We start from the raw sequence: 21,688 nt of genomic DNA on the forward strand, positions 1-21,688 counted from the left end.
GTCAGGCCCAGCGTGTGCTGTCGGCCGGGTCGAGGCGGGGCAGGCGGTCGAACCAGGGGTTCTCGCCCGGGTGACCGATGTTGACCACGAGGATCGACTTCCACCGGCCGTCGGCGAAGAACTCGGCATCGACGCCGTCGGAGTCGAAGCCGGCCATCGGACCCGCGGCCAGGCCCAGCGCCCGAACCGCGAGGATGAAGTAGCCCGCCTGCAGTGCGCTGTTGAAAGAACCTGTGCTGCTGCGCATCTCGTCGTTCGTCGCGAAGACATCGGCGAGTTCCGGCCGGAACGGGAGCAGGGCGGGGATGTGCTCGTGGAAGCGCGTGTCGACGGCGAGTACGGCCACCGCGGGCGCCGACGCGGTCTTCTCCTTGTTCCCGTCGGCCATGTGCCGGACCAGGCGGTCGCGGCCTTCCTCGGTCCGGACGAACAGCACGCGCAGCGGCTGGGTGTTGGCGGCCGTCGGGGCCCACTTCGCGAGTTCCCAGATCTCGCGGAGTTCGTCGTCGCCGACCGGCGTGGGCGCGAAGCTGTTCGCGGTGCGGGCGGCGGTGAACAGCGTCGACCGGCCGTTTCCGTCGAGCGGCGTGGTTGCGGGCAGGTTCTCGGCCAGCTCTGTCATGGTGCTCTCCATCCGGTGGTTCAACTAGGGAATCAGATGTCGCTTCGAAAAAACTAGTTACTTAGGGTCACGCTAGCACGATTGCTACGCTCGGCAGCATGGCAACCGGGGAGCGTGAACCGCGCGAGTGTGACGCCGCGCTGGTCCGTGCCTTCGAGTTCCTCGGAAAGCGCTGGAACGGAGTGATTCTCGCGACCCTGCTGTCGGGGCCGGCGGGTTTCGCCGAGCTACGGCGCGCGGTCGGCGGGATCTCCGACTCGGTGTTGTCCGACCGTCTCGGTGAACTCGGCCGGGCCGGACTGGTCGAGCGCGTCGTCGACGACGGGCCGCCGATCACGGTCGGCTACAGCCTCACCGCATCCGGGGAGGCACTGCTCCCGGCGTTGCGTGAGATCACCGCGTGGGCCACCGCCAACCTCCGGACCTGATCACCCCGTCATCACTCGACCAGTGTGATCAGCGTCCGCACCGTGCGCAGGTTGCGTCCGGTGCCCTGCACACCGAGGGTGCGCGCGATCACCGGGGCGGTGAGCTTGGTGCCGGCCACACCGTTCGCATACCGGATGTGCAGGTCGGCGCCGATGACGACGAGCTCGTCGTCACCGAAGTCCTTGTCCACGAGGGCATGCGAGGCATCGGCGGTGGGTGTGCCGGTGAGGAAGTAGATATGGGCGAACTTCTCCTCGTCGACCACGAACGGGTAGGCGTCCACCGCATCCCGCAACTGCTCGGCGGTGCGTCCGATGACCTCACGGTAGAACCCGTAACGCTCCTGTATCGCCGACTCCAGGGCGCGGGCGAACTGCTCGGGTGTGTCCGGCGGTGCGGCAAGCAGATTGCCCGACGCGATGTGGGTGGCGATGTCGGTGGCGCCGAGATCGGCTGCGATCTCCCGTAATTCGGCCATCGGGAGCTTGGCCCCGCCGACGTTGATCGCGCGGATCAGGAACACCTGGCGTGTCATGGGTTCCAGTGTGACACGCCCGGTGGCCGGTCATCGGCCGCTCGGTGCGGGGCCGACGTAGCGTGCGGCCGGCCGGATGATCTTGCGGACCCGGGCCTGCTCGAGGATGTTCGCACACCAGCCGACGGTACGGCTGACCGCGAAGGTCGGGGTGAACATCGCCCGCGGCACCCCACAGCATTCCATCACCACGCCCGCATAGAACTCGACGTTGGCGTGGCGCGGCCGATCCGGATGGGCCTCGGCGAGTACCTCGGTGATCGCCGACTCGGCCTCGACTGCCCGATCCACCAGCGGGCCACCGAGTTCCAGCGCGATCTCACGCAACATCACCGAACGCGGGTCGGCGGTGCGGTAGACGGCGTGCCCGAAGCCCATGATCCGACGATGCGCGGCCACCTGTTCCCGGGCCCAGGCGTGGGCGTCGCCGTGGGCGGCGATCTCGTCGAGTGCATCGAGTGCACGGTCGGGGGCGCCGCCGTGCAGCGGGCCGGAGAAGGCGCCGATCGCACCGCAGACCGCGGCGTACACGTCGGCGCCGGTCGATGCGATCACCCGGGCGGTGAAGGTGGAGGCGTTGAACCCGTGGTCGATGGTGGCGATCAGGTACTGCTCGATCGCCCGGACCTGCGCCGGACCGGGGACGTGGCCGGTGACCAGATAGAGCCAGTTGGCGGCGACCCCGAGATCGGGACGCGGCTGCAGGGGCTGCTCGCCCGAGCGGATGCGGTGCAGTGCGGCGAGGACGGTCGGGGTCAGTGCGGCCACCCGGATGGTCTGGTCGCGGCGGGCGTCGTCGTCGCAATCCCACAGCGGCCGGGCCCCGGTGGCCGGGCCGACCGCCGACAGCACCGTGCGCAACCCGGCCAGCGATTCGCGCTCACCGCCGAGAAGGGCCGCGGTGGTCAGGATGGCGCCGACCTCGTCGGGGATCGCACGACATGCCGAGGTCTCGTCGACGAACGCCGACAGGTCGCCCGCGGTGGGGAGCCGACCGTGGGCGAACAGATACCAGACCTCCTCGAACGAGCGGGTCCGCGCCAGCTCGATCGCCGAGTGCTCGCGGTAGTGGTAGTAGCCCTCCCGGCCACGTACGTCACCGATCTCGGTGTCGGCGACGATCACATCGTGCAGTCCCGGCGGTGCGATCAGGGGTTCGGTCATCAGGTCCTCCTCGTCGGTTCCCGTGATGCCCGGTGAGGGGCGGGGTATGCCCCACGATGACGAGGTTGATCAGGGTGCGTCAATGTTGATTCAATCAATGTGTGGACCGCATGCACAGCCGCCGATTCCCGACGCCGATCCGCCACGACGGCCGGGACTACCTGACCACCGATCAGGTGTCGAAGGTGTTGGGTGTCAAGACATCCACCATCTACTCGTATGTCAGCCGCGGGCGACTGCACAGTCAGCGGATCAGCGGCCACGACGGCAGTGTGTTCGCCGTCGACGAGGTGGAACGGCTCCGCGACGGCGTCCGTCACCGGCCACCCGCCGGTGTCGCCGAACGGATCGCCACCCAGCTCACCCTGCTGCGCGACGATCGGCTCCACTACCGCGGTGTGCCGGCGACCGACCTCGCCCGCGACGAGACCCTCGAGGGGGTCGCCGCGTTGCTGTGGCAGCGCCGGTGGACCGGTGGCGCCGATCCCGCGGTCGCGGCGTCGGTGCGTGCCCTCGCCGGGCCGGCGAGTCGCGGACTGGATCGGATCAGGCTCGTCGTCGACCTCCTGGGTGCGCGAGATCCGCTGCGACACAAGATCGACGACGAGTCGGTGACGCGGCGTGCTGCGGCCGTGATCGGTACCGCCGTCGACGTGATCGGTGACGGACCGTCGGAAGGGTCTCTGGCGCAACGGCTGTGGCCGCGACTGACCGACGAGCCGGCGACGGTGTCGACCACCCGGCTGCTCGACGCCGCCCTGATCCTGCTCGCCGACCACGACATGTCCGCCGGCACCGTCGCCGCCCGCGTCGCGGCCAGCGCACGGGGCAGTGTGTATGCGGTGCTCGGTGCCGGTCTGGGCGCCTTCGACGGACCGATGCACGGCGGCGCAACCACTTTGGCGTACCGATTCCTCGCCGGTGCGCTCGACGACCCGACCGCTGCGCTCGCCGAGGCGCACTACGGTGATGTGGCGATCCCCGGTACCGGACACGTCGTCTACCGCCACCACGATCCCCGCGCGGAATGCCTGATCGCGATGCTCGGCCGGATCGGCGGCGGTGACCGGCGTGTGATGGCCGCCCTCGCCGCCGTCGTCGACTCGCTCGCCGAGGGCGACTTCGTCAATTCCGACCTCGCGTTGGCCGCGCTCGCCCTCCGGTTCCGGATGCGCCCCGACGCCGCCGAGACGATCTTCGCGATCGCCCGGATGGTCGGCTGGGTCGCCCACGCCCTCGAGGAGTACCGGGCGCCACGACTGCGGTTCCGGCCCGAGGGCATCTACACCGGGGTCCACCCGCAGGCGCGTTGACCTGCCGGTGGGTCGGGCACCCCCGGCTCAGCCCTCGAAGGCGGTGGCCACCGCGAAGGTCCGGCGGAACGGCATCGTGGTGCCCCACGGCCGCTCCGGGAACACTTCACGCAGGCGGGTCTTGAGGTCGTCGGCGAACTGTTTGGCGAGGTCCTCGGGCAGGGCCTGCAGGAAGGGGCGGGCGCCGGTCCCCGACAGCCACTCGTACACCGGGTCGTCGCCGACCAGGACGTGTAGATAGGTCGTCTCCCAGGCGTTGACGGTGAAGCCGCGTTCGCTGAAGAACTCGAGGTAGTCGATCGGGTCGGTCAGGCTCAGCCGGCTGACGTCGTGCAGATGTGTGACATACGGTTCGGTGGCGGCGAGGTCGGCGAGCAGGGTGCGGGTGGGGGAGTCGGCGTTGCTCGGGACCTGGACGGCGAAGGTGCCACCCGGGTTGAGGTGGGTGAGCAGCCGGCCGATCACCTCGAACTGGTTGTCGACCCACTGGAACATCGCATTGGACAGGATCAGGTCGACCGGTTCGAACGGGGCCCAGTCGTCGGCGTCGGCGATGTCGTAGTTGGCGCCCGCATCGGCGTTGGCCCGCAGCGCCTCGTCGATCATCTCCGCCGAGGAGTCGATGCCGAGGATCTGTGCGTCGGGCCATCTCGCACGGAGGTGACGGGTCAGGTGGCCGGGGCCGCAGCCGAGGTCGACGATGGTGGCCGGGTCGGTCGGGACCTGGGCGATCAGATCGAGGAACGGGCGTGCGCGGGCGTCGGCGTATTGGAGGTAGCGTGCTGGATCCCAGACAGGCATGACTCCACCCTAGAGCGATTCGGCGACCGGTGGGAGGGCTGCGCGCACCCAGGTTGTTTCCGTGCGTGACCACCCGCCTGGGTAATCTCGATGGAATGGTGAGCAACGGCAGTCCGGACGACGAACAGGGTGGCGACGACGTCGTCGAGATCTCCACCGACGGCGCCTGCCTGGGCAATCCGGGGCCCGGCGGATGGGGTGCGGTGCTGCGGTACAAGGGGCACGAACGCGAGATCTCCGGCGCCGATCCGGACACCACCAACAACAAGATGGAACTCACCGCGGCCATCGAGGGGCTCGCCGCCCTGACCCGATCGTCGTCGGTCGTCCTCTACACCGACTCCAGCTATGTCCGGAACGGCATCACCAAGTGGGTGGCCGGATGGCAGTCCAACGGCTGGAAGACCAAGGACAAGAAACCGGTGAAGAACGCGGATCTGTGGCGCCGGCTGGTCGAGGAGGAGAAGCGGCACCAGGTGACGTGGCGCTGGGTGAAGGGCCACAACGGCGACCACTACAACGAGATCGCCGATCAGCTGGCCACCTCGGCGGCCCGGACGGTGAAGTCGTGAGTGCCGCGGGTCTGGCGGTCGCCGTCGAACCGTTCTCCGACGAGCACATCGTCGCCGCCGTGGAACAGGCCGGCGCACGGGTGACCGGCCTCGACGAGGCGCGCGTACTGATCTGGCTCGGCGGTCCCGACGGCTTCCCGGCACTGCCGGACGGCATCGAGTGGGTGGCGCTCAAAACCGCCGGGATCGAGGCATTCGTCGCGGCCGGGGTGATCGACGACAAGCGGATCTGGACCAATGCGTCGGGGTTCTACGCCGAGAACGTCGCCGAGCACGCCCTCGCGCTGCTGCTCGCCGGGCTGCGCCAGATCCACACCGCGGTGCGCGATCACTGGGCCAAGGAACCGATCGACACCTCCGTGCGCACCCTGCGCGGTGCGACGGTGGCGATCATCGGTGCCGGCGGTATCGGGGCGTCGCTGATGCCGCGGTTGCATGCCTGCGGTGCCGACGTGCTGGCGGTCAACCGGTCCGGGCGTCCCGTCGAGGGCGCGGTGCGCACGCTGCCGTCGTCGCGGATGGACGAGGTGTGGCCGGCGACCGACCACGTGATCCTCGCCGCCCCGGCCACCGCCGAGACCCACCACCTGATCAACGCCACCAGCCTGGCCGCGTTGCCGTCGCACTGCTGGCTGGTCAACGTCGCGCGGGGACCACTGGTCGATCAGCAGGCGCTGTACGAGGCCTTGCGTGACGGCGAGATCGCCGGTGCCGCACTGGATGTCACCGATCCCGAACCGCCCGCCGACGACGATCCGCTGTGGTCGTTGCCGAATGTCATCATCACCCCGCACGTGGCGAACCCGGCATCCGGGCTGACCCGGGAGATGGCGCCGTTCGTGGCCCGCAACATCGAGGCATTCGTCGCCGGTGAACCGCTGATCGCGACCGTGTCTGCCGACCGCGACTACTGATACGCGAGGATCTGTCTCACCTGCGCGGGCAGCTACCAGATGCGCGGGCAACTACCACCTGCGCGGGCGGCTACCACCTGCGCGGTAGATCTACCGCGCACCTGACAAGTGCGTGGGGATTCATATCAGCCCCAACCGGGTCAGCTCCGGCGTGAGGATGCCGACGACGCGGTTCGCCGTCAGATCCGCCCAGATCCACCGGATCACCACCACACCGCATCGTCGGATCTTGTCCTCGCGGATCTTCTCGTCCACCACGACGGCCGACGCATCCTGGTCGGCGCCGAGTAGTTTCTCGTACTTCACGAACCCGTCGAACTCGCCGACGAGACCCTCCCAGTAGTAGTCGGCGCGGGCGAAGAGGTTGCCGTCGTCATCGTGGAAGGCGTGCTGCAACTCGGGGACGGGCAGACCGGCGGCGATCATCTGCGCCCGGCCCCACGACTCCGCCGGATTCTCCGACAACGGATCGGCGAGTCCCAGAGCATATCTCGCGAGGTTCACACCCGCGCCGCGACCGGCGAGCATCTGCGTCATGAGTTCGCGGTCGGCGCCGAGGCGCAGAGCGGAATCGCAGACGCTCAGCGCCGGGGCGAGCTGACCCACACTGCGGGCGACGTCGACGGCGGTGCGCTCCAGGCCGGTCACCCGGATGCCGTCGACGACGACGATCTCCTGGGCGTCGAGGGCGCCGTTGTGGACATGTTTGTGCGCGTCGATGCGCCCTCCCCTGGCGGCTCCGTTGGTGACGTGGACGCGGCCGAGGTCCGGCAGCAGCATCTCCAAGCCGTGCAGCGTCGCAGCCGACTGATGACTGACCACCTGATCTGCACCGGAGTGGTCCATCGCGGCGCGGACCCGGAGCCGGTGCAGGTCGACGGCCTTGGCCGGGAGCCGGTCCCTCGGCACGAAGGCGCCGGTCCAGATGCGGACCAGCTGACCGCTTCTGGCGGCGCGGGCGAGTTGGTTGTCGGTGATGCCGGAGGCCAATGCCTCGCGACGCAGGAGGATGCCGTGGGTGTCGGCCGGGAACGTGGTCATGCAGGATTGGACGCAGCGCGGCGTCGTCTGGTGCCACTTGCGGCGATATTTCTCAGGGCCGCCGGGTAAATCCCCACGCACTTGTCAGGTGCGCGGTAGATCTACCGCGCAAGTGGTAGTTGCCCGCGCACCTGGTGGTTGCCCGCGCACCTAGTCGTGGCCGCGTTCCAGTTCGCCGGCGATGCCGCGTTCGAGGACTTCGGCGGCGGGTGGCGGGACGTCGATGAGGCCGTCGAGTTCGGCACGGGCGCGGCGGTAGGCGGCCTGCCGCTCGGCGGGGGTGGCGGCGTCGTCGGCGGCGATCCCGATCAGTTTGCGGGCCCGGTCGAGGGATTCCCGCTCGATCGGCGAGAAGTCGGACTGCTTGCGCCGGCGTGCCTCACGTTCGGCGGCGTCGAAGGCCACGACGTAGGCCTGGACGGCGTCGCGGTAGGCGGCGAAGGACTCCGGGTCGAGGGTTGCCTCCGGGCGGGGCCGGAGGTCGTCGGCGCGCACCTTGGCCTCGTGGAAGGCGCGGGTGAGCGGTTCGCGCATGTCGATCAGCATCGGGTACTCGATGAGTGTGGCGAGGTCGAGCTCGTAGGCGAACCACGTGGCCTGGACCTCGTCGTGGCGCGCCAGCGTGCGTTTCACCTGCGCGGCGTCGGCCTGGGTGATCCGTAGCCGTTCGGTGGCCGCCGCCGCCTTGATCCGGGCCAGCTCGATCTTGTCCTGGCGACGCTTCTCGTTGTACCGCGCAAGCGACCTGGCCCAGCCACCGGTCAGCGCGCCGATCGGGAAGATCAGCCACCAGAACTGGCCCGCGAAGTGGAGGAATTGGTCCACGAGACAACTCTACCCAGATCCCGCGACGGGGCAGGGGACGGTTTCCCGAGCCCGCCTCACCCGATCGAACGCGCTACTCGGTGTCCATCGCACCGGCGAACTGGCTGCGGTAGAGCCGGCAGTAGGCGCCCTCGGCGGCGAGCAGCTGTTCGTGATCGCCCTGCTCGACGATGTGCCCGTCCTCCATCACGATGATGGTGTCGGCGTCGCGGATCGTCGAAAGCCGGTGTGCGATCACGAAGCTGGTGCGGTCGGCGCGCAGGTTGGCCATGGCCTGCTGGATCAGCAGCTCGGTGCGCGTGTCCACCGAGCTGGTCGCCTCGTCGAGGATCAGGATGACCGGCTTGGCCAGGAACGCCCGCGCGATGGTGATCAGCTGCCGCTCACCGGCGCTGACACCGCCGCCCTCGTCGTCGAGCACCGTCTCGTAGCCGTCGGGCAGGGTACGCACGAAGTGGTCGACGTGGCTCAGCCGCGCCGCCTCGAGTACCTCCGCACGGCTCGCCGTGGGGTCGCCGTAGGCGATGTTGTCGTAGATGGTCCCGCCGAACAGCCACGAGTCCTGCAACACCATGCCGGTGCGTTCGCGCAGGTCGTCGCGGGTCATCTGCCGGGTGTCCACCCCGTCGAGCAGGATGCGGCCGGAGTCGACGTCGTAGAACCGCATGATCAGGTTGACCAGGGTGGTCTTGCCCGCACCGGTCGGCCCGACGATCGCCACCATGTGCCCGGGACGCGCCACCAGCGACAGGTCCTCGATCAGCGGCCGGTCTTCCCCATACCGGAAGGACACGTCCTCGAAGGTGATCTCGCCGCGGGACACCGCCGGGGACTGCGGGTCGTCCGGGTCGCCGATCTCCTCCTCGGCGTCGAGGATCTCGAAGATCCGCTCCGCCGACGCCACCCCGCTCTGCATCAGGTTGATCATCGAACCGATCTGGGTGAGCGGCTGGGTGAACTGGCGGGAGTACTGGATGAACGCCTGCACCTCGCCGAGCGACAGACTGCCCGACGCCACCCGCAGACCGCCGACCACCGCGATCGCCACATAGTTCAGGTTGCCCAGGAACATGATCGTCGGCATCACCATGCCGGAGATGAACTGTGCCCGCCAACTCGACTGGTACAGCTTCTCGTTGCGCTCGTCGAAGGTGTCCTCCACCTCGCGCTGCCGGCCGAACACCTTGACCAGTTCGTGGCCGGTGAAGGCCTCCTCGATCTGGGCGTTGAGCTTTCCGGTCGACGACCACTGGGCGATGAAGTGCGGCTTGGAACGTCGTGCGATCACCGCGGTCGCCACCACCGCGAGCGGCACCGTCACCACCGCGATCAGCGCCAGCAGCGGCGAGATCCAGATCATCACCACCAGCAGCGCGATCACGGTGAGCACCGAGTTCACGAACTGCGAGATCGTCTGCTGCAGACTCTGCGACAGGTTGTCGAGGTCGTTGGTGACACGGCTGAGCAGATCACCGCGCGCCGAGGCGTCGTAGTAGCGCAACGGAAGCCGGTGCACCTTGGCCTCGATCTCGGCACGCAGCTGCGTGATGGTGCGCACCACCACCACGTTGAGCACGGTGAACGCCAGCCACGACAACAACGACGATGCGGCATAACAGACCGCGACGATCAGCAGGGTCTGTCCGACCGCGGTGAAGTCGATGCCGACACCGGGGGTGAGATCCATCGCCGACACCATGTCGGCGAGCGTGTCCTGCCCGCGGTCCCGAAGGCCCTGTACCGCCTCGGCTTTGGAGATCCCGGCGGGCAGCTCGCGGCCGACGATGCCGTTGAAGATCAGGTCGGTGGCATGGCCGAGGATGCGGGGCGCCACGGCCAGCAGGACCACCGACCCGACGATCGCCGACAACACCGTGATCATCCGCAGCCGATACGCCATCAGCCGGGTGACCAGGCGCTTCATCGACGGCCCGAACGAATGTGCCTTCTCCAGCACCGGTCCGGCCATCATCGGCCCACGGCCCGGACCCGGACCGCCGGGTGTGCCGCCGCGGGTCATGCCGGTTCTCCGATCGACAGCTGCGAGCGCGCGATCTCGGCGTAGGTCTCGCAGGAGGTGAGCAGGGCGTCGTGCCGGCCCAGGCCGACGATGCGACCACGGTCGAGGACGACGATCTGGTCGGCGTCGACGATGGTGGAGATGCGCTGTGCGACGATCAGCACCGACGAGTCCGCTGTCGCCGGCTTCAGTGCCGCACGCAGTTTCGCGTCCGTGGTGAGGTCCAGCGCGGAGAACGAGTCGTCGAACAGATACACCGCAGGACGTCGGATCAGGGCCCGCGCGATCGCCAGGCGCTGACGCTGGCCACCGGAGACGGTGGTGCCGCCCTGGGCGATCGGGGTGTCGAGACCGTCGGGCATCGCGGCGACGAAGTCGGCGGCCTGCGCGACCTGCAGCGCCTCCCAGATCTCGTCGTCGGTGGCGTCCGGTTTGCCGTGCCGCACATTGGAGGCCACGGTGCCCGAGAACAGATACGGGCGTTGCGGGACGAGGCCGATCACCGACCTCAGCTCGTCCGGATCGAGCTCGGCGACATCGGTTCCGCCCACCCGCACCGATCCGTCGGTGACGTCGAACAGGCGTGGTACCAGACCGAGCAGGGTGGTCTTGCCCGATCCGGTCGACCCGACGATCGCGGTGGTCGTGCCGGGGGTGACCCGGAAGTCGATGTCGGCGAGCACGTTCTCGTCCGCGCGCGGATAGCGGAAACCGGCGCCGACGAACTCGACACCCGCCCCGCGGTCGGTGAAGCCCACCGACCGCACCGGCGGGCGCACCGATGTCTCGGTCTCGAGCACCTCGGTGATCCGCTCGGCGCACACCGCCGCGCGCGGCGCCATCATCGCCAGGAACGAGGCCATCATCACCGACATCATGATCTGCATCGCGTAGCTCATCAGCGCGGTGAGCGCACCGATCTCGACGGTGCCGTCGGAGACCGCATGCCCGCCGAACCAGATGATCGCGACGATGGCCAGGTTGGTGATCAGCATGACCGACGGCAGCATCATCGCCATCAGCCGGCCGACGAGCAGCGTCGACGCCGACAACTGGTCGTTGGCGACGGAGAACCGGTCCATCTCATGGCGTTCCCGGACGAAGGCGCGCACCACCCGGATGCCGGTGACCTGCTCGCGCAGGATGCGGTTCACCGCGTCCAGACGTACCTGCATCGCCCGGAAGCCGGGGATCATCTTCGCGATGATCACCGACATCGTCACGCCGAGGAAGGGCACCGCCACCAGCAGCAGCCACCAGAGGCTCGGCGCCACATGGATTCCCATCGCGATGCCGCCGACACACATGATCGGTGCCATCACCAGGATCGCGGTGCTCATCACGATCAGCAGCTGCACCTGCTGCACGTCGTTGGTGGTGCGGGTGATCAGCGACGGCGCACCGAACGACCCCACCTCGCGGGCGGAGAAGGTGTTGATCCGATGCAGCAGATCGTGGCGGATGTCGCGTCCCGCACCGAGGGCCGCACGCGCCCCGAAGTACTGCGAGGCCAGGGTGCACACGATCTGCACCACCGTGACCAGCAGCATCCACCCGCCGATGTTCATGATGTAGCCGGTGTCGCCGAGGGCGACGCCCTTGTCGATGATGTCGGCGTTGAGGGTGGGCAGATAGAGCATGGCCGCGGTGGCGACCGCCTGCAATCCGATCACCGCGACCATGTGGAAGGGATAGCGGGCGAGGTATGTGCGGATCAGCTGGGTCAACATACGGCGTTCACCCGATCGACGCTAGCAACTCCCGGTGGTGCCCGGCCATCGGATTCCGGCTCACGGGCGACCGCGCAGGTCCACGGTCACAGCAGGCCGAGTTCGTGGGCCTGCCGGGTGAGATCGTCACGATGTTCCGGTGCGGCGATCCCGATCAGCGCAGACGCCCGCTGCCGCAGTGACCGGCCGCGCAGCCGGGCCACCCCGTACTCGGTGACGACGTGGTCGACGGTGTTCTTGTGGGTGGTGACGACGCTGCCGGGGGACAGTCGCGCCGAGATCTTGCTCAGCCCCTTGGACGTGGTGGCCCGGGTGACCAGGAAGCCCTGCCCGCCCTCGGAGTACAGCACGCCGCGGGCGAAGTCGACCTGTCCGCCCGACGAGGAGTAGTACCGTCCGGCGATGGTCTCGCTGGCCGCCTGACCCATCAGGTCGACCTCGGTGGTGGCGTTGACCGACACCATCAGCGGTTCGGCACCCACCCGGCGCGGATCGTTGGTCTGGTCCACCGGGATCAACGCCACGCCCGGATTGTCGTCGATCCAGTCGTAGAGCGCCCGCGAGCCGAGTGCGAAGGTCGCCACCGCCAGTCCGCGGTGATGGGTCTTGCGGGCGCCGGTCGCGGTCCCGGACTCGACGAGCCGCATGATCCCGTCGGTGAGCACCTCGGTGTGGATGCCCAGATCCCGGCGATGTCCTTGCAACAGACCGGCGATGGTGTCGGGGACGCTGCCGATGCCGAACTGCATGCATGCGCCGTCGGGGACCCGGTCGACGATGAACTCGGCGATGGCGCGGTCCCGCGGGTCGGTGCCGGCCGACGGCGGCTGCTCGTACAGCGGGCGGTCGACCTCGGTCCAGCCGAGGACCTGGCTGATGTGGATCTGGTTCTCGCCGTGGGACCGCGGCATCTGCCGGTTGGCCTCGAGGAAGAACGGCGCCTCCCCGATCAGGGCCGCGCAGTAGTCGGCGTTGGTGCCCAGCGAGAAGTAGCCGTGCCGGTCGGGTGGGCTGGCCGCGGCGATGACCACCTTCGGGCCGTCGAGTGCACGCAGCAGCAACGGCATCTCGGAGAAGTGGTTCGGGACCAGGTCGCACTCACCGCGCGCGAAGGCGCCGCGGGTGCCCGGCCCGAGGTAGTAGCCCACATGACGCAGCCGGTCACCGAACTCGCCACGGATGTAGGCCCGCTCGTCGTACTCGCCCATACCGTGCACGCGTACGCCGGTGAGCTGCTCGTTGCCCTCCTCGAGGGCGTCGAGCAGGCTCTCCGGGCAGCCGACGAAGATGGGGGCGATCACCTGCGTCCCCGGCTCGAGGTGATCGAGCAGCCTCGACGCGGGGACCGGTCCGGACGGACTCACGCCTGGGTCAGGGCGACGGCGGCTTCTCCGGTGTAGGCGAGGAAGGTGAACGACTCCTGGAAGTACAGGTTGACGCGGTCGGCGTCGTGCGAGTCGTAGCCGATCGACACGTCCTGGCCGATGGTCAGCTCGAAGTCGCCGCCGCGGGTGGACAGCACGAAGGCGCCGGAGATCGCGGGGGCCCAGACGATCTCACCGTCGATCAGTCGTTTGATGTGCTGGCTCACCGGGTAACCGTGGTTGGAGGTCTCGTTGATCAGGTTGTACACCTGGGCGGAGACGGCGATCGAGTACGGTCCGTCGATCGACGCGAGCTTCAGGGTCGACAGGGCCTGGCTGAAGGCCTCCGGATAGTCGCGGACGTCCTCGGGTAGTGCGATGGGCTTCGCGGTGGCCTCCGACCGGATTCCCGAGATCCCGGCTGCGGCATAGCCTTCGAAGATCGCGCGATCTTCGGCGAGGGCCAGCTGACGGGCCGCGTCGACCACCGGATCCCAATCCGAGTCGGACGCACCGCGATCCACGTCGTCGATGGCCTCACGGGTGACGGTGAACGGCACCTTGAGCTCCACCAGCGGCTGCACGTTGCGGCTGAACGCCAGGATGCCGTCGGCGGGGGAGTCGATCTTGGTGCGGTGCCCACGGGTGACCGAGGAGGCCTCGAGGCCCAACGGGCCCTTGACCTCCACGAGCCGGCGTCCGGCGATGCTGCGCTTGAACGACCGCGCGGCCTCCTCCTCGATGGCCTCCCACGCCGACGCGGAGATCGGGGCGAGTTCGCGATGCAGGTTGTTCATGATGCGCTCCTTGTGTTTCGGCGGGGTGGGTCGGTGTGCGGTGCGGTCTCGGCCGGTCGGTTCAGTGCAGGGAGCCGATACCCAGCGACCCGTCCGCGGGGCGTGGGCGGGTGGGGATGGGAACCGCCGGAGGTGTGTCGGTGGTGGCGGTGTCCTCGTCGGCGGAGTCGTCGGCAGGCGCGGGTGCCGCCGGTAGGTCCTCCAGGAAATCGGTTGTCGGGGTGAAGAACTGCGCCCCGGTCACCGCGGTGGTGAAATCGAGCAGCCGGTCGTGGTTGCCGACCGGCTCGCCGACGAACATCCGGCGCAGCATCGTCTCGGTGATCTCCGGCGACGACGAGTACGCGATGAAGAAGGTACCGGCCTCGCCGGAGCCGGAGACGTCGCCGTAGGGCATGTTGTCGCGCACGATCTCGATCTCCTCGCCGTCGGCGTCGGTGACCACGTTCAGGGCGATGTGCGAATTCGTCGGCTTGACCTCGTCGGACATCTCGACGTTGTCGAGTTTGGTTCGGCCGATGGCATTTTCCTGCCCGGTGACGCCCAGTGCGTTCCAGGCGGCGAAGTCGTGGATGTAGCGCTGGACGGCGACGTAGCTGCCGCCGGCGAACGCCGGGTCCTCGTCGCCGACGGTGATGGCGTCGATCGCCGCCTGGCCCACCGGGTTCTCGGTGCCGTCGACGAAGCCGATCAGATCGCGGAGATCGAAATAGCGGAAGCCGTGTACCTCGTCGACGGTGGTGACCGCGTCACCGAGGTCGGCCATCAGCAGCCGGCCCAGCTCGTAGCAGAGGTCGGCCTGATCGGACTTGATGTGGATCAGCAGGTCGCCGGGGGTGGCCGGGGCGGTGTGCACCTCGCCGGCGACCTCGACGAACGGGTGCAGGAAACGGGGCCGCGGACCGGTGAACAGCCGGTCCCAGGCGTCCGAACCGATCGAGACGATCGCGGTCAGGGCCTGCTCCGGTGCCCGTGACGACACCGAGTTGATGCGGGACCCCAACTCGCCCAGGAAATCCCGGACGGTGTCCACGCCACCGGTGTCGATGGTCAGGACCAGGAACAGGGCTTGTTTGGTCTTCCGTGTCAGGATCGTCTGCGGTACCGGCACCCGATCCACCCTAGTCCTTCTCGTCCGGGTTCACCCGGGACCTTCGGCGTACTTCTGTCCGGGCCGGTGCGGTCGGCGGCATCTCGGTCAGGGCCGGCGTCGGGCCACGGCCCGCCCGGCGGCGCGACCGGAGAAGATGCAGCCGCCCAGGAAGGTGCCCTCCAGCGCGTTGTAGCCGTGCACGCCACCCCCGCCGAAGCCCGCGACCTCACCGGCGGCGTACAGACCGTCGAAGACGGTGCCGTCGGTGCGCATCACCGCCGAGTCCAGGTTGGTCTCCAGGCCGCCGAGGGTCTTGCGGGTGAGGATGTTGAGTCGCACCGCGATCAACGGGCCGTGCGCGGGATCGAGCAGGCGGTGTGGCTTGGCGACCCGCACCACCTTGTCGCCGAGATACTGGCGCGCATTGGTGATGGCCATCATCTGCGCGTCCTTGGAGTACTTGTTGGCGACCTGTGCGTCGCGTGCGGACACCACCCGTTCGATCTTGCGCAGATCCAGCTGCGGGCCGCGGGCGATCCCGTTCATCCGGGTGACGAGTTCGGCGAGGTTGTCGGCCACCACGAAGTCCTCGCCGTGCTCGACGAAGGCGGCGACCGGTCCGGGTGCGCCCTTGGCCAGACGGCTCTTGGCGGCGAACTTCAGGTCCTTGCCGGTGATGTCGGGATTCTGCTCGGACCCCGACAGCGCGAACTCCTTCTCGATGATCGACTGGGTGAGGATGAACCACGAGTAGTCGTGGCCGGTCGCCAGGATCGCCTTCATCGTCGAGTTGGTGTCGAAGCCGGGGAAATTCGGTGCCGGGAGGCGGTCGCCGTTGGCGTCCAGCCACAGCGACGACGGCCCCGGGATGATCCGGATGGCGTGGTCGGGCCAGATCGGATCCCAGTTGACGATGCCCTCGGTGTAGTTCCACATGCGGTCGCGGTTGACCAGACTGGCACCGGCGTCCTCGGTGATGGCGAGCATGCGGCCGTCGACGTAAGCCGGTACGCCGGAGATCATCTTCTCGGGGGCGGGGCCGAGCCGATCGGTCGGCCAGTTCTTGCGGACCAGGTCGTGGTTGTGGCCGATGCCGCCGCTGGTCACGATCACCGCGTCGGCCCGGATCTCGAACTCGCCGACCACCTCGCGGCCCGAGGCCACCCCACGGTCGAGGTCGCTCGCCTCCAGCAGCGCGCCGCGGACCCCGGTGGCCGCGCCGTCGTCGACGATCAGTTCGTCGACGCGGTGACGGAAGCGGAACTCCACCAGCCCGCGCCGTTCGGCCTCGAGTACCGGCTCGGCGAACACCCGGACCACCTCGGGACCGGTGCCCCAGGTGAGGTGGAAGCGCGGGACCGAGTTGCCGTGGCCGTCGGCGAAGCCGCCGCCGCGCTCGGCCCATCCGACCACGGGGGTGATCCGCAGGCCCAGATCGTGCAGGTACTGCCGCTTCTCGGTGGCGGCGAAGTCGATGTAGGCGCGCGCCCACTGCCGCGGCCAGTAGTCCTCGTCCTCGCGGTCGAAGCCGGCCGATCCCATCCAGTCCTGCAGGGCGAGTTCGGCGGAGTCGTGGATGCCGAGCCGTCGTTGTTCGGGCGAGTCGACCAGGAACAGTCCGCCCAGCGACCAGAACGCCTGCCCGCCGAGATTGTTGCGGTTCTCCTGGTCGACCACGATCACCTTGCGGCCGGCCTGGGTGAGTTCATAGGTGGCGACGAGACCGGCCAATCCGGCTCCGACGACGATGGCGTCGGCCTGCTGTTGTGTCACGCGGGACCTCCTCGGGAGCGTTGGCACAGACACTAATCGTGGTGCGTCGCGGTGGCGGCGACATCGATGGGACGACACGCGAAACCCATGTCAGGGCATTTCGGACATGCCCGTCCGAGCCCGGCGGTGTGATCAATTCGACGCGCGACCGTGATCGTTGCAGGTGATGCCCGTCACCGGCGGCGTGGTTACGCTGAACGGGCTCGCCAGCCTTTGCCGAGGCGTTATGCAGCCGTTACTATCACCCGCGATGGGGATCGGTCTCCGGCGGCGCATCGCCGTGACCGTGGAGGGCCGAGATCCCGGAACAGCCGAATGACGAGCCCGCCCGGGCGCCGATCGTAAGGAACGACTGAAACATGCTGACTCGCGCCCGTAAGCGCCTGGTCGCCGGACTCGTGGCGCTGGTCGCTGCCACCGGTGTCACCATGGTCGCCGCGCCGACCGCTCAGGCAGCCCGCGGCTGCAACGTCGAGCGCGTCTACTCCAACGCCATGCACCGCAGTGTCCCGGTGTGCATCGTCTCGGCCGGCGGCTCCAACAAGCCGACGCTGTACCTGCTCGACGGCCTGCGCGCGCCGGCCAACAACAGCGGCTGGCTGATCAACACCAGCGTCGCCGGCTGGATGGCCGGCAAGGGCACCAACGTGGTGATCCCGTTCGGTGGCGGCGGCAGCTTCTACACCGACTGGCAGAAGACCGACCCGACCCTCGGCGTCAACAAGTGGGAGACCTTCCTGACCCGCGAGTTGCCCGCCTACATGGCGAAGAACCACGGCAGCGACAACCGCCGCAACGGCATCGCCGGTCTGTCGATGTCGGGCACCTCGGCGCTGAACCTGGCCTCGCGCCACCCGAACTTCTACAAGGCCGTCGCGTCCTACAGCGGCTACCCCACCGTCACCATGCCGGGCTTCACCCAGGGCATCCAGGCGTCGGTGATCGAGATGGGCGGCAACCCCACCAACATGTGGGGCTTCTACCCGGCCGGTGAATGGTTCCAGAACGACCCGTTCCTGTCGGCGGCCAACCTGTCCGGCAAGCGTGTCTTCGTCTCGGCCGGCACCGGTGTCGGCAGCCGCTACGACTCGTCGCTGACCCCGGGTGCCGCCGGATTCAACGCGGTCAAGTTCGCGCAGATGATCCCGCTGGAGGTCGCCGCGTCGACCAGCAGCCAGCTCTACATCGCTCGCCTCAAGACCCTGCCGGTCAAGCTCACCACCCGCATCACCCCGGATGGTTCGCACTGGTGGGACTACTGGCAGGACGACTTCAAGCAGTCCTGGCGGTCCACCTTCGCCCCGGCGTTCTTCTGAGCCACGGGGTAGGCCTCTGACGAGGCGCCAGATCCACGACGAGGGCCGGTGATCACATGATCACCGGCCCTCGTCGTCTGCTGTGACCGTCGGTTAGGTATCGGCGCCCGCCTCTACGCGCACCCGGCCCACCCTCCGGACGTCCCGGTCGTCCCGTCAGGACGCCACAGGGCACCGGACGGCACCAGGGGACGCCACAGGGCACCGGACGGCACAGAGGACGCCACAGGCGCACACCGGACGGCACGGGGATACGAACCGGGTCCCAGGACGGCACGGGGGTACGGACGACACAGGGGGTACGGACGACACAGGGGGTACCGACGACACCGGGGGTACCGACGACACAGGGCCCGGGGCACATGATGTGCCCCGGGCCCTGTCGTCTGATGACCGCGGCTACCCGCGCGGTGGGATCAGCGTTCCGGCCGGTCGACCGGACCGAAGTCGCCGTCGGTCCGCGGCGCCGGACCGTCGACCTTCGGGATGCGCTGCGTCGGGCGGTCCCACATGTAGCCGTCGTCGGTGGCGTCACCGTCACCGGCGGCGGGCGCCGGCGACTTGCCCAGGACGACGGTCGGGGCACCCGCGGCCGGCTCGGCGACGGTGCGTGCGTCCGGACGCTCGACCACCTCGGTCGCCGACTCGTCTGCCGCGACGCCTTCGGCATCGCCATCCGCTGCGTAGGCGTCGCCGTCGAGCGGTTCGTCCGAACCCGGCTCACCGGACCTCGCCGAGCGGCCCCGCCAGAACAGGAACAGCCAGGCGAGCACCAGCAGGGCGCCGACGATGCCGAGGATCAACGGCAGCCAGAACCCGCCGAGACGCAGCTGGCCGTCGTACTTGTCGGCGCGTGCGGCCTGCTGGGTGACGGTCTCGTCGGACCACTTGAAGGTGGCCTTCAGCGCGTCCAGGCGGAAGTCGCGGATCGGCTGGGCGGTGTCGTCGCTCTGGTCCGGTGAACGGAAGTACTGGTGCTGGTCCTCACGGCCGTCGACGATGGTGCCGGTCGCCGGCTCCACCCACACGTGGCGGGTCGCGGTGGCGTAGCGATGCATGTTGATCGAGTCGTTGGGCTTGACCCCGGTCCCGGTGATGCCCCACCACTTGGCCGGCATGGTCAGCATGGTGCCCAGGGCCGCCTCGTTCTGCGGGTTGGGCAGGCTCGACAGGTCGGTCTCGGGGACCTCGGTGACGAAGTGGTAGGTCTTGACACCCTTGATGGTCTCCTCGCCGACGAACTTGGCCTCGGTGTCCTGGCGGGTGTTGGTGTCGTAGTACAGGTAGGAGCGCTGCTGCACGTCGAACCCGAACTTGTACTGGAATCCCTTGCGGTTGGTCAGCTGGACCGACACGTCCTTCGGGTCGACACCCTCCGGTGCGGCCTCGAGCTGCAGCGAGCTGACCGTGCCGTTGGGCACCGACGTCTTACGGTTCAGCGACACCCGGTCGATGGTCGCGGTGAGCAACCCCGACGCGCAGGTGAGATCACCGGAGGTGTTCGGTCCGGGCGGCGTGACCTCTTCACCGTTCGCGGTGCGGATCCGGTCGATCTGGACCGTCTGCGCCGACTGCACCGTGGCCTGCCGGCTGTCGGACGGCTCGATGATCACCGATCGGCGCTGCTGGGTCAGATGCGCGCCGAAGGTCTGCGCCTTGGCCTCGCCCACCGAACACCGGTCGAAGATCACCGCCGGGAAACGCTCGCCGGGGGAACCGTCGGTGGCGACGGTGGTGGCGTCGGAGGTGATGTCGAGATCGAGCGGGACCACGCGGAGCTGGGGGACCAGCCAGGCGGGAACGGCGATCGCCGCGGTGATGCAGGCGATTCCGAAGAACGCCAGCACCGCCGGCAAGACTCGCTTCATTGTCGGCTCCTGTGCCTCTCAGCTCGGCAGTATCGGGCGGTCACTCTGCCCGATTTCGTTGCACCACCCTAACCGGGGTCTGGCCACTGTCCGGGTAGCGCCCGTCGATGTCGGGAGTGGCGGATCGGCGATCACGCTCGGCCTCCTTCATGATCCCGGCCATGTAGCCGTAGATCTCGCGGTCGCTCATCGCCTTCCAGCGGGGTGCGAGCAGCTTCATGTACTTCTCCACGTAGAGCAGTTGTTTGCCCACCAGGACCAGCTCCCGGGGCAGGCGGGCGTCGTGGGCGCGGGCCACCGCGGCGAGCTGTCGGCCCAGGTCGGTGTAGCTCATCGACCCGAGATCGGTGGTCGACAACGGTGCGGCGACCTTCTGGATGTCGGCCCCGCCCTGAGCGGTCGATCCGGGGCGTCGCACCGCGCCGAGCAGGAAGATGGCCCGGCCCGCCGACTCGTAGTCGTTGCGCACGATCAGGTCGACGACGAGTTGCCGGAGGATGCGGCGGGTCCGCGGGGTGAATCGGCCGACGATGCCGAAGTCGAGCAGCACCAGCGTGCCGGTGTCGTCGACGAGGACGTTCCCGGCATGCAGGTCGCCGTGGAACAGTCCGCCGTGGAACGCCGATTCCAGCAGCGACAGCAGCAGGTTGCGGCACAGTGCCACACCGTCGTGGCCGGCCGCGCGGACCGCCGCCGCGTCGTCGATCCGGACGGCGTAGACGCGTTCCATGGTGAGCACCCGTGCGCCGCTGTACTCGTCGTACACCTCGGGCACCCGCACGCGGCTGCCGTAGGGGCCGTCGCGCAGACACTCGTACCATTCGCGCATCGTGGCCGCCTCGTTGCGGAAGTCGAGCTCGGCGGCCAGGCCGTCGGCGAAGTCCTCCACCACGTGGCGGGCGCTGAGCATCCGGCCGTACTCGGACAGTTCGGCGAGGCCGGCGAGTCGTTCCAGGATCGCGACGTCGGGGGCGAGTCGCTCGCCGATGCCCGGCCGCTGGATCTTGACCACCACCTCGGTGCCGTCGGTGAGGGTGGCGGTGTGGACCTGGGCGATCGAGGCCGATGCGATCGGGATGGGATCGAAGGTCGCGAACACCTCCTCGGGCGGACGCCCGAGCTCGGCGACGAAGACCTCCCGGACGGCGGCGGGGTCGGCCGGGGTGACCTGGTCGAGTAGGGACTCGAACTCTGCGGCGAGGGTCTCGGTGAACACCCCGGGACTCGAGGCGATGAGCTGGCCGAGTTTCACGTAGGTGGGGCCGAGGTGTTCGAAGGTGGTGCGGACCTCGTGTGCGGCGCGTTGCGCGCTCGGCAGGCGCAGGTGGACGGCGTCGACGGCGGTCCCCACGGCGAATCGGCCGAGTCCTGCCGCCGCATGGATCGCGGTGGACCCGAACCGGGAGAGTTCGGCGATCGTCGACACCGGCCGGAGGCGTGTCGGGCGTCCGGTCGGTTCGGGGTCGGATGAGCTGCGCGCGGATGGACTGTGCATGGAGGTCACCGCGGGC

General features: G+C 68.8%; 19 protein-coding genes. 5 read left to right on the forward strand and 14 right to left on the reverse strand.

Annotated elements, in window-relative coordinates; translation table 11 throughout:
- Position 1 precedes the first annotated feature (1 nt).
- Entirely contained in the window at positions 2-622 is a 621-nt protein-coding gene (locus Q9K23_RS14540; protein WP_053776360.1) for a malonic semialdehyde reductase, read from the reverse strand.
- A gap of 98 nt (positions 623-720) precedes the next feature.
- Here Q9K23_RS14540 and Q9K23_RS14545 point away from each other — a divergent pair, with 98 nt between their 5' ends.
- Complete coding sequence (locus Q9K23_RS14545; protein WP_020792056.1) at positions 721-1,050, forward strand: helix-turn-helix domain-containing protein; 330 nt, start codon at positions 721-723, stop codon at positions 1,048-1,050.
- A gap of 11 nt (positions 1,051-1,061) precedes the next feature.
- Here Q9K23_RS14545 and Q9K23_RS14550 read toward each other — a convergent pair whose 3' ends face one another.
- Both Q9K23_RS14550 and Q9K23_RS14555 read right to left on the reverse strand, forming a co-directional pair.
- Complete coding sequence (locus Q9K23_RS14550; protein WP_020792051.1) at positions 1,062-1,586, reverse strand: DUF1697 domain-containing protein; 525 nt, start codon at positions 1,584-1,586, stop codon at positions 1,062-1,064.
- A gap of 30 nt (positions 1,587-1,616) precedes the next feature.
- Positions 1,617-2,750, reverse strand: a complete 1,134-nt coding sequence (locus Q9K23_RS14555; protein ID WP_053776296.1) for a citrate/2-methylcitrate synthase — start codon at positions 2,748-2,750, stop codon at positions 1,617-1,619.
- A 101-nt stretch (positions 2,751-2,851) separates the two neighbouring features.
- On the opposite strand from Q9K23_RS14555, the gene Q9K23_RS14560 reads away from it, so the two are divergent.
- A complete protein-coding gene (locus Q9K23_RS14560) occupies positions 2,852-4,063 on the forward strand; it encodes a citrate synthase (protein ID WP_053776297.1) in 1,212 nt (403 codons plus the stop codon).
- Positions 4,064-4,090: 27 nt separating this feature from the next.
- Here Q9K23_RS14560 and Q9K23_RS14565 read toward each other — a convergent pair whose 3' ends face one another.
- Positions 4,091-4,864 carry a methyltransferase domain-containing protein gene (locus Q9K23_RS14565; RefSeq protein WP_020792250.1) on the reverse strand — a complete coding sequence of 258 codons (774 nt, stop codon included), beginning with the start codon at positions 4,862-4,864 and terminating at the stop codon, positions 4,091-4,093.
- Positions 4,865-4,959: 95 nt separating this feature from the next.
- Here Q9K23_RS14565 and rnhA point away from each other — a divergent pair, with 95 nt between their 5' ends.
- Positions 4,960-5,436 carry a ribonuclease HI gene (rnhA, locus tag Q9K23_RS14570; protein ID WP_053776298.1) on the forward strand — a complete coding sequence of 159 codons (477 nt, stop codon included), beginning with the start codon at positions 4,960-4,962 and terminating at the stop codon, positions 5,434-5,436.
- On the forward strand, positions 5,433-6,350 hold the full coding sequence (locus Q9K23_RS14575; protein WP_020792247.1) for a D-isomer specific 2-hydroxyacid dehydrogenase family protein: 918 nt from the start codon (positions 5,433-5,435) through the stop codon (positions 6,348-6,350). Before rnhA ends, Q9K23_RS14575 begins: the two co-directional genes overlap by 4 nt.
- Positions 6,351-6,470: 120 nt before the next feature.
- Here the strand turns inward: Q9K23_RS14575 and Q9K23_RS14580 are convergent, their stop codons facing one another.
- The 8 genes from Q9K23_RS14580 to Q9K23_RS14615 form a co-directional block, all read right to left on the reverse strand.
- Positions 6,471-7,391, reverse strand: coding sequence for a type IV toxin-antitoxin system AbiEi family antitoxin domain-containing protein (locus tag Q9K23_RS14580; protein WP_020792249.1), 921 nt, complete (start codon positions 7,389-7,391; stop codon positions 6,471-6,473).
- Between the two features lie 150 nt (positions 7,392-7,541).
- Positions 7,542-8,216, reverse strand: coding sequence for a hypothetical protein (locus Q9K23_RS14585; protein ID WP_053776299.1), 675 nt, complete (start codon positions 8,214-8,216; stop codon positions 7,542-7,544).
- Positions 8,217-8,289: 73 nt separating this feature from the next.
- Entirely contained in the window at positions 8,290-10,236 is a 1,947-nt protein-coding gene (locus Q9K23_RS14590) for an ABC transporter ATP-binding protein (RefSeq protein ID WP_020789425.1), read from the reverse strand.
- Complete coding sequence (locus Q9K23_RS14595) at positions 10,233-11,966, reverse strand: ABC transporter ATP-binding protein (RefSeq protein WP_020789422.1); 1,734 nt, start codon at positions 11,964-11,966, stop codon at positions 10,233-10,235. The genes Q9K23_RS14590 and Q9K23_RS14595 overlap by 4 nt, the downstream gene beginning before the upstream one ends.
- Positions 11,967-12,052: 86 nt before the next feature.
- Complete coding sequence (locus Q9K23_RS14600; RefSeq protein ID WP_020789424.1) at positions 12,053-13,330, reverse strand: acetyl-CoA hydrolase/transferase C-terminal domain-containing protein; 1,278 nt, start codon at positions 13,328-13,330, stop codon at positions 12,053-12,055.
- Positions 13,327-14,127: a family 1 encapsulin nanocompartment shell protein gene (locus tag Q9K23_RS14605; protein WP_020789423.1), complete on the reverse strand. Its 801-nt coding sequence runs from the start codon at positions 14,125-14,127 to the stop codon at positions 13,327-13,329. Before Q9K23_RS14605 ends, Q9K23_RS14600 begins: the two co-directional genes overlap by 4 nt.
- A gap of 61 nt (positions 14,128-14,188) precedes the next feature.
- Positions 14,189-15,238: a Dyp-type peroxidase gene (locus Q9K23_RS14610; protein ID WP_053776362.1), complete on the reverse strand. Its 1,050-nt coding sequence runs from the start codon at positions 15,236-15,238 to the stop codon at positions 14,189-14,191.
- An 87-nt stretch (positions 15,239-15,325) separates the two neighbouring features.
- Positions 15,326-16,993 carry an FAD-binding dehydrogenase gene (locus Q9K23_RS14615; RefSeq protein WP_053776300.1) on the reverse strand — a complete coding sequence of 556 codons (1,668 nt, stop codon included), beginning with the start codon at positions 16,991-16,993 and terminating at the stop codon, positions 15,326-15,328.
- Between the two features lie 359 nt (positions 16,994-17,352).
- On the opposite strand from Q9K23_RS14615, the gene Q9K23_RS14620 reads away from it, so the two are divergent.
- A complete protein-coding gene (locus tag Q9K23_RS14620; protein WP_053776301.1) occupies positions 17,353-18,309 on the forward strand; it encodes an alpha/beta hydrolase family protein in 957 nt (318 codons plus the stop codon).
- A 416-nt stretch (positions 18,310-18,725) separates the two neighbouring features.
- Here the strand turns inward: Q9K23_RS14620 and Q9K23_RS14625 are convergent, their stop codons facing one another.
- Together Q9K23_RS14625 and Q9K23_RS14630 are read right to left on the reverse strand one after the other, a co-directional pair.
- Positions 18,726-20,177, reverse strand: a complete 1,452-nt coding sequence (locus Q9K23_RS14625) for a DUF3068 domain-containing protein (protein WP_053776302.1) — start codon at positions 20,175-20,177, stop codon at positions 18,726-18,728.
- A 40-nt stretch (positions 20,178-20,217) separates the two neighbouring features.
- Positions 20,218-21,672, reverse strand: coding sequence for an AarF/UbiB family protein (locus tag Q9K23_RS14630; protein ID WP_082365704.1), 1,455 nt, complete (start codon positions 21,670-21,672; stop codon positions 20,218-20,220).
- Positions 21,673-21,688 lie beyond the last annotated feature (16 nt).

Source organism: Gordonia sp. NB41Y, assembly GCF_030718915.1.
GTDB classification, from domain to species: domain Bacteria; phylum Actinomycetota; class Actinomycetes; order Mycobacteriales; family Mycobacteriaceae; genus Gordonia; species Gordonia desulfuricans.

Coding starts and splice junctions, on each gene's coding strand:
- Q9K23_RS14540 (WP_053776360.1), bottom strand. CDS start 622: ATGACAGAGCTGGCCGAGAACCTGCCCGCAACCACGCCGCTCGACGGA.
- Q9K23_RS14545 (WP_020792056.1), top strand. CDS start 721: ATGGCAACCGGGGAGCGTGAACCGCGCGAGTGTGACGCCGCGCTGGTC.
- Q9K23_RS14550 (WP_020792051.1), bottom strand. CDS start 1,586: ATGACACGCCAGGTGTTCCTGATCCGCGCGATCAACGTCGGCGGGGCC.
- Q9K23_RS14555 (WP_053776296.1), bottom strand. CDS start 2,750: ATGACCGAACCCCTGATCGCACCGCCGGGACTGCACGATGTGATCGTC.
- Q9K23_RS14565 (WP_020792250.1), bottom strand. CDS start 4,864: ATGCCTGTCTGGGATCCAGCACGCTACCTCCAATACGCCGACGCCCGC.
- rnhA (WP_053776298.1), top strand. CDS start 4,960: ATGGTGAGCAACGGCAGTCCGGACGACGAACAGGGTGGCGACGACGTC.
- Q9K23_RS14580 (WP_020792249.1), bottom strand. CDS start 7,391: ATGACCACGTTCCCGGCCGACACCCACGGCATCCTCCTGCGTCGCGAG.
- Q9K23_RS14590 (WP_020789425.1), bottom strand. CDS start 10,236: ATGACCCGCGGCGGCACACCCGGCGGTCCGGGTCCGGGCCGTGGGCCG.
- Q9K23_RS14595 (WP_020789422.1), bottom strand. CDS start 11,966: ATGTTGACCCAGCTGATCCGCACATACCTCGCCCGCTATCCCTTCCAC.
- Q9K23_RS14605 (WP_020789423.1), bottom strand. CDS start 14,127: ATGAACAACCTGCATCGCGAACTCGCCCCGATCTCCGCGTCGGCGTGG.
- Q9K23_RS14620 (WP_053776301.1), top strand. CDS start 17,353: ATGCTGACTCGCGCCCGTAAGCGCCTGGTCGCCGGACTCGTGGCGCTG.
- Q9K23_RS14625 (WP_053776302.1), bottom strand. CDS start 20,177: ATGAAGCGAGTCTTGCCGGCGGTGCTGGCGTTCTTCGGAATCGCCTGC.
- Q9K23_RS14630 (WP_082365704.1), bottom strand. CDS start 21,672: ATGCACAGTCCATCCGCGCGCAGCTCATCCGACCCCGAACCGACCGGA.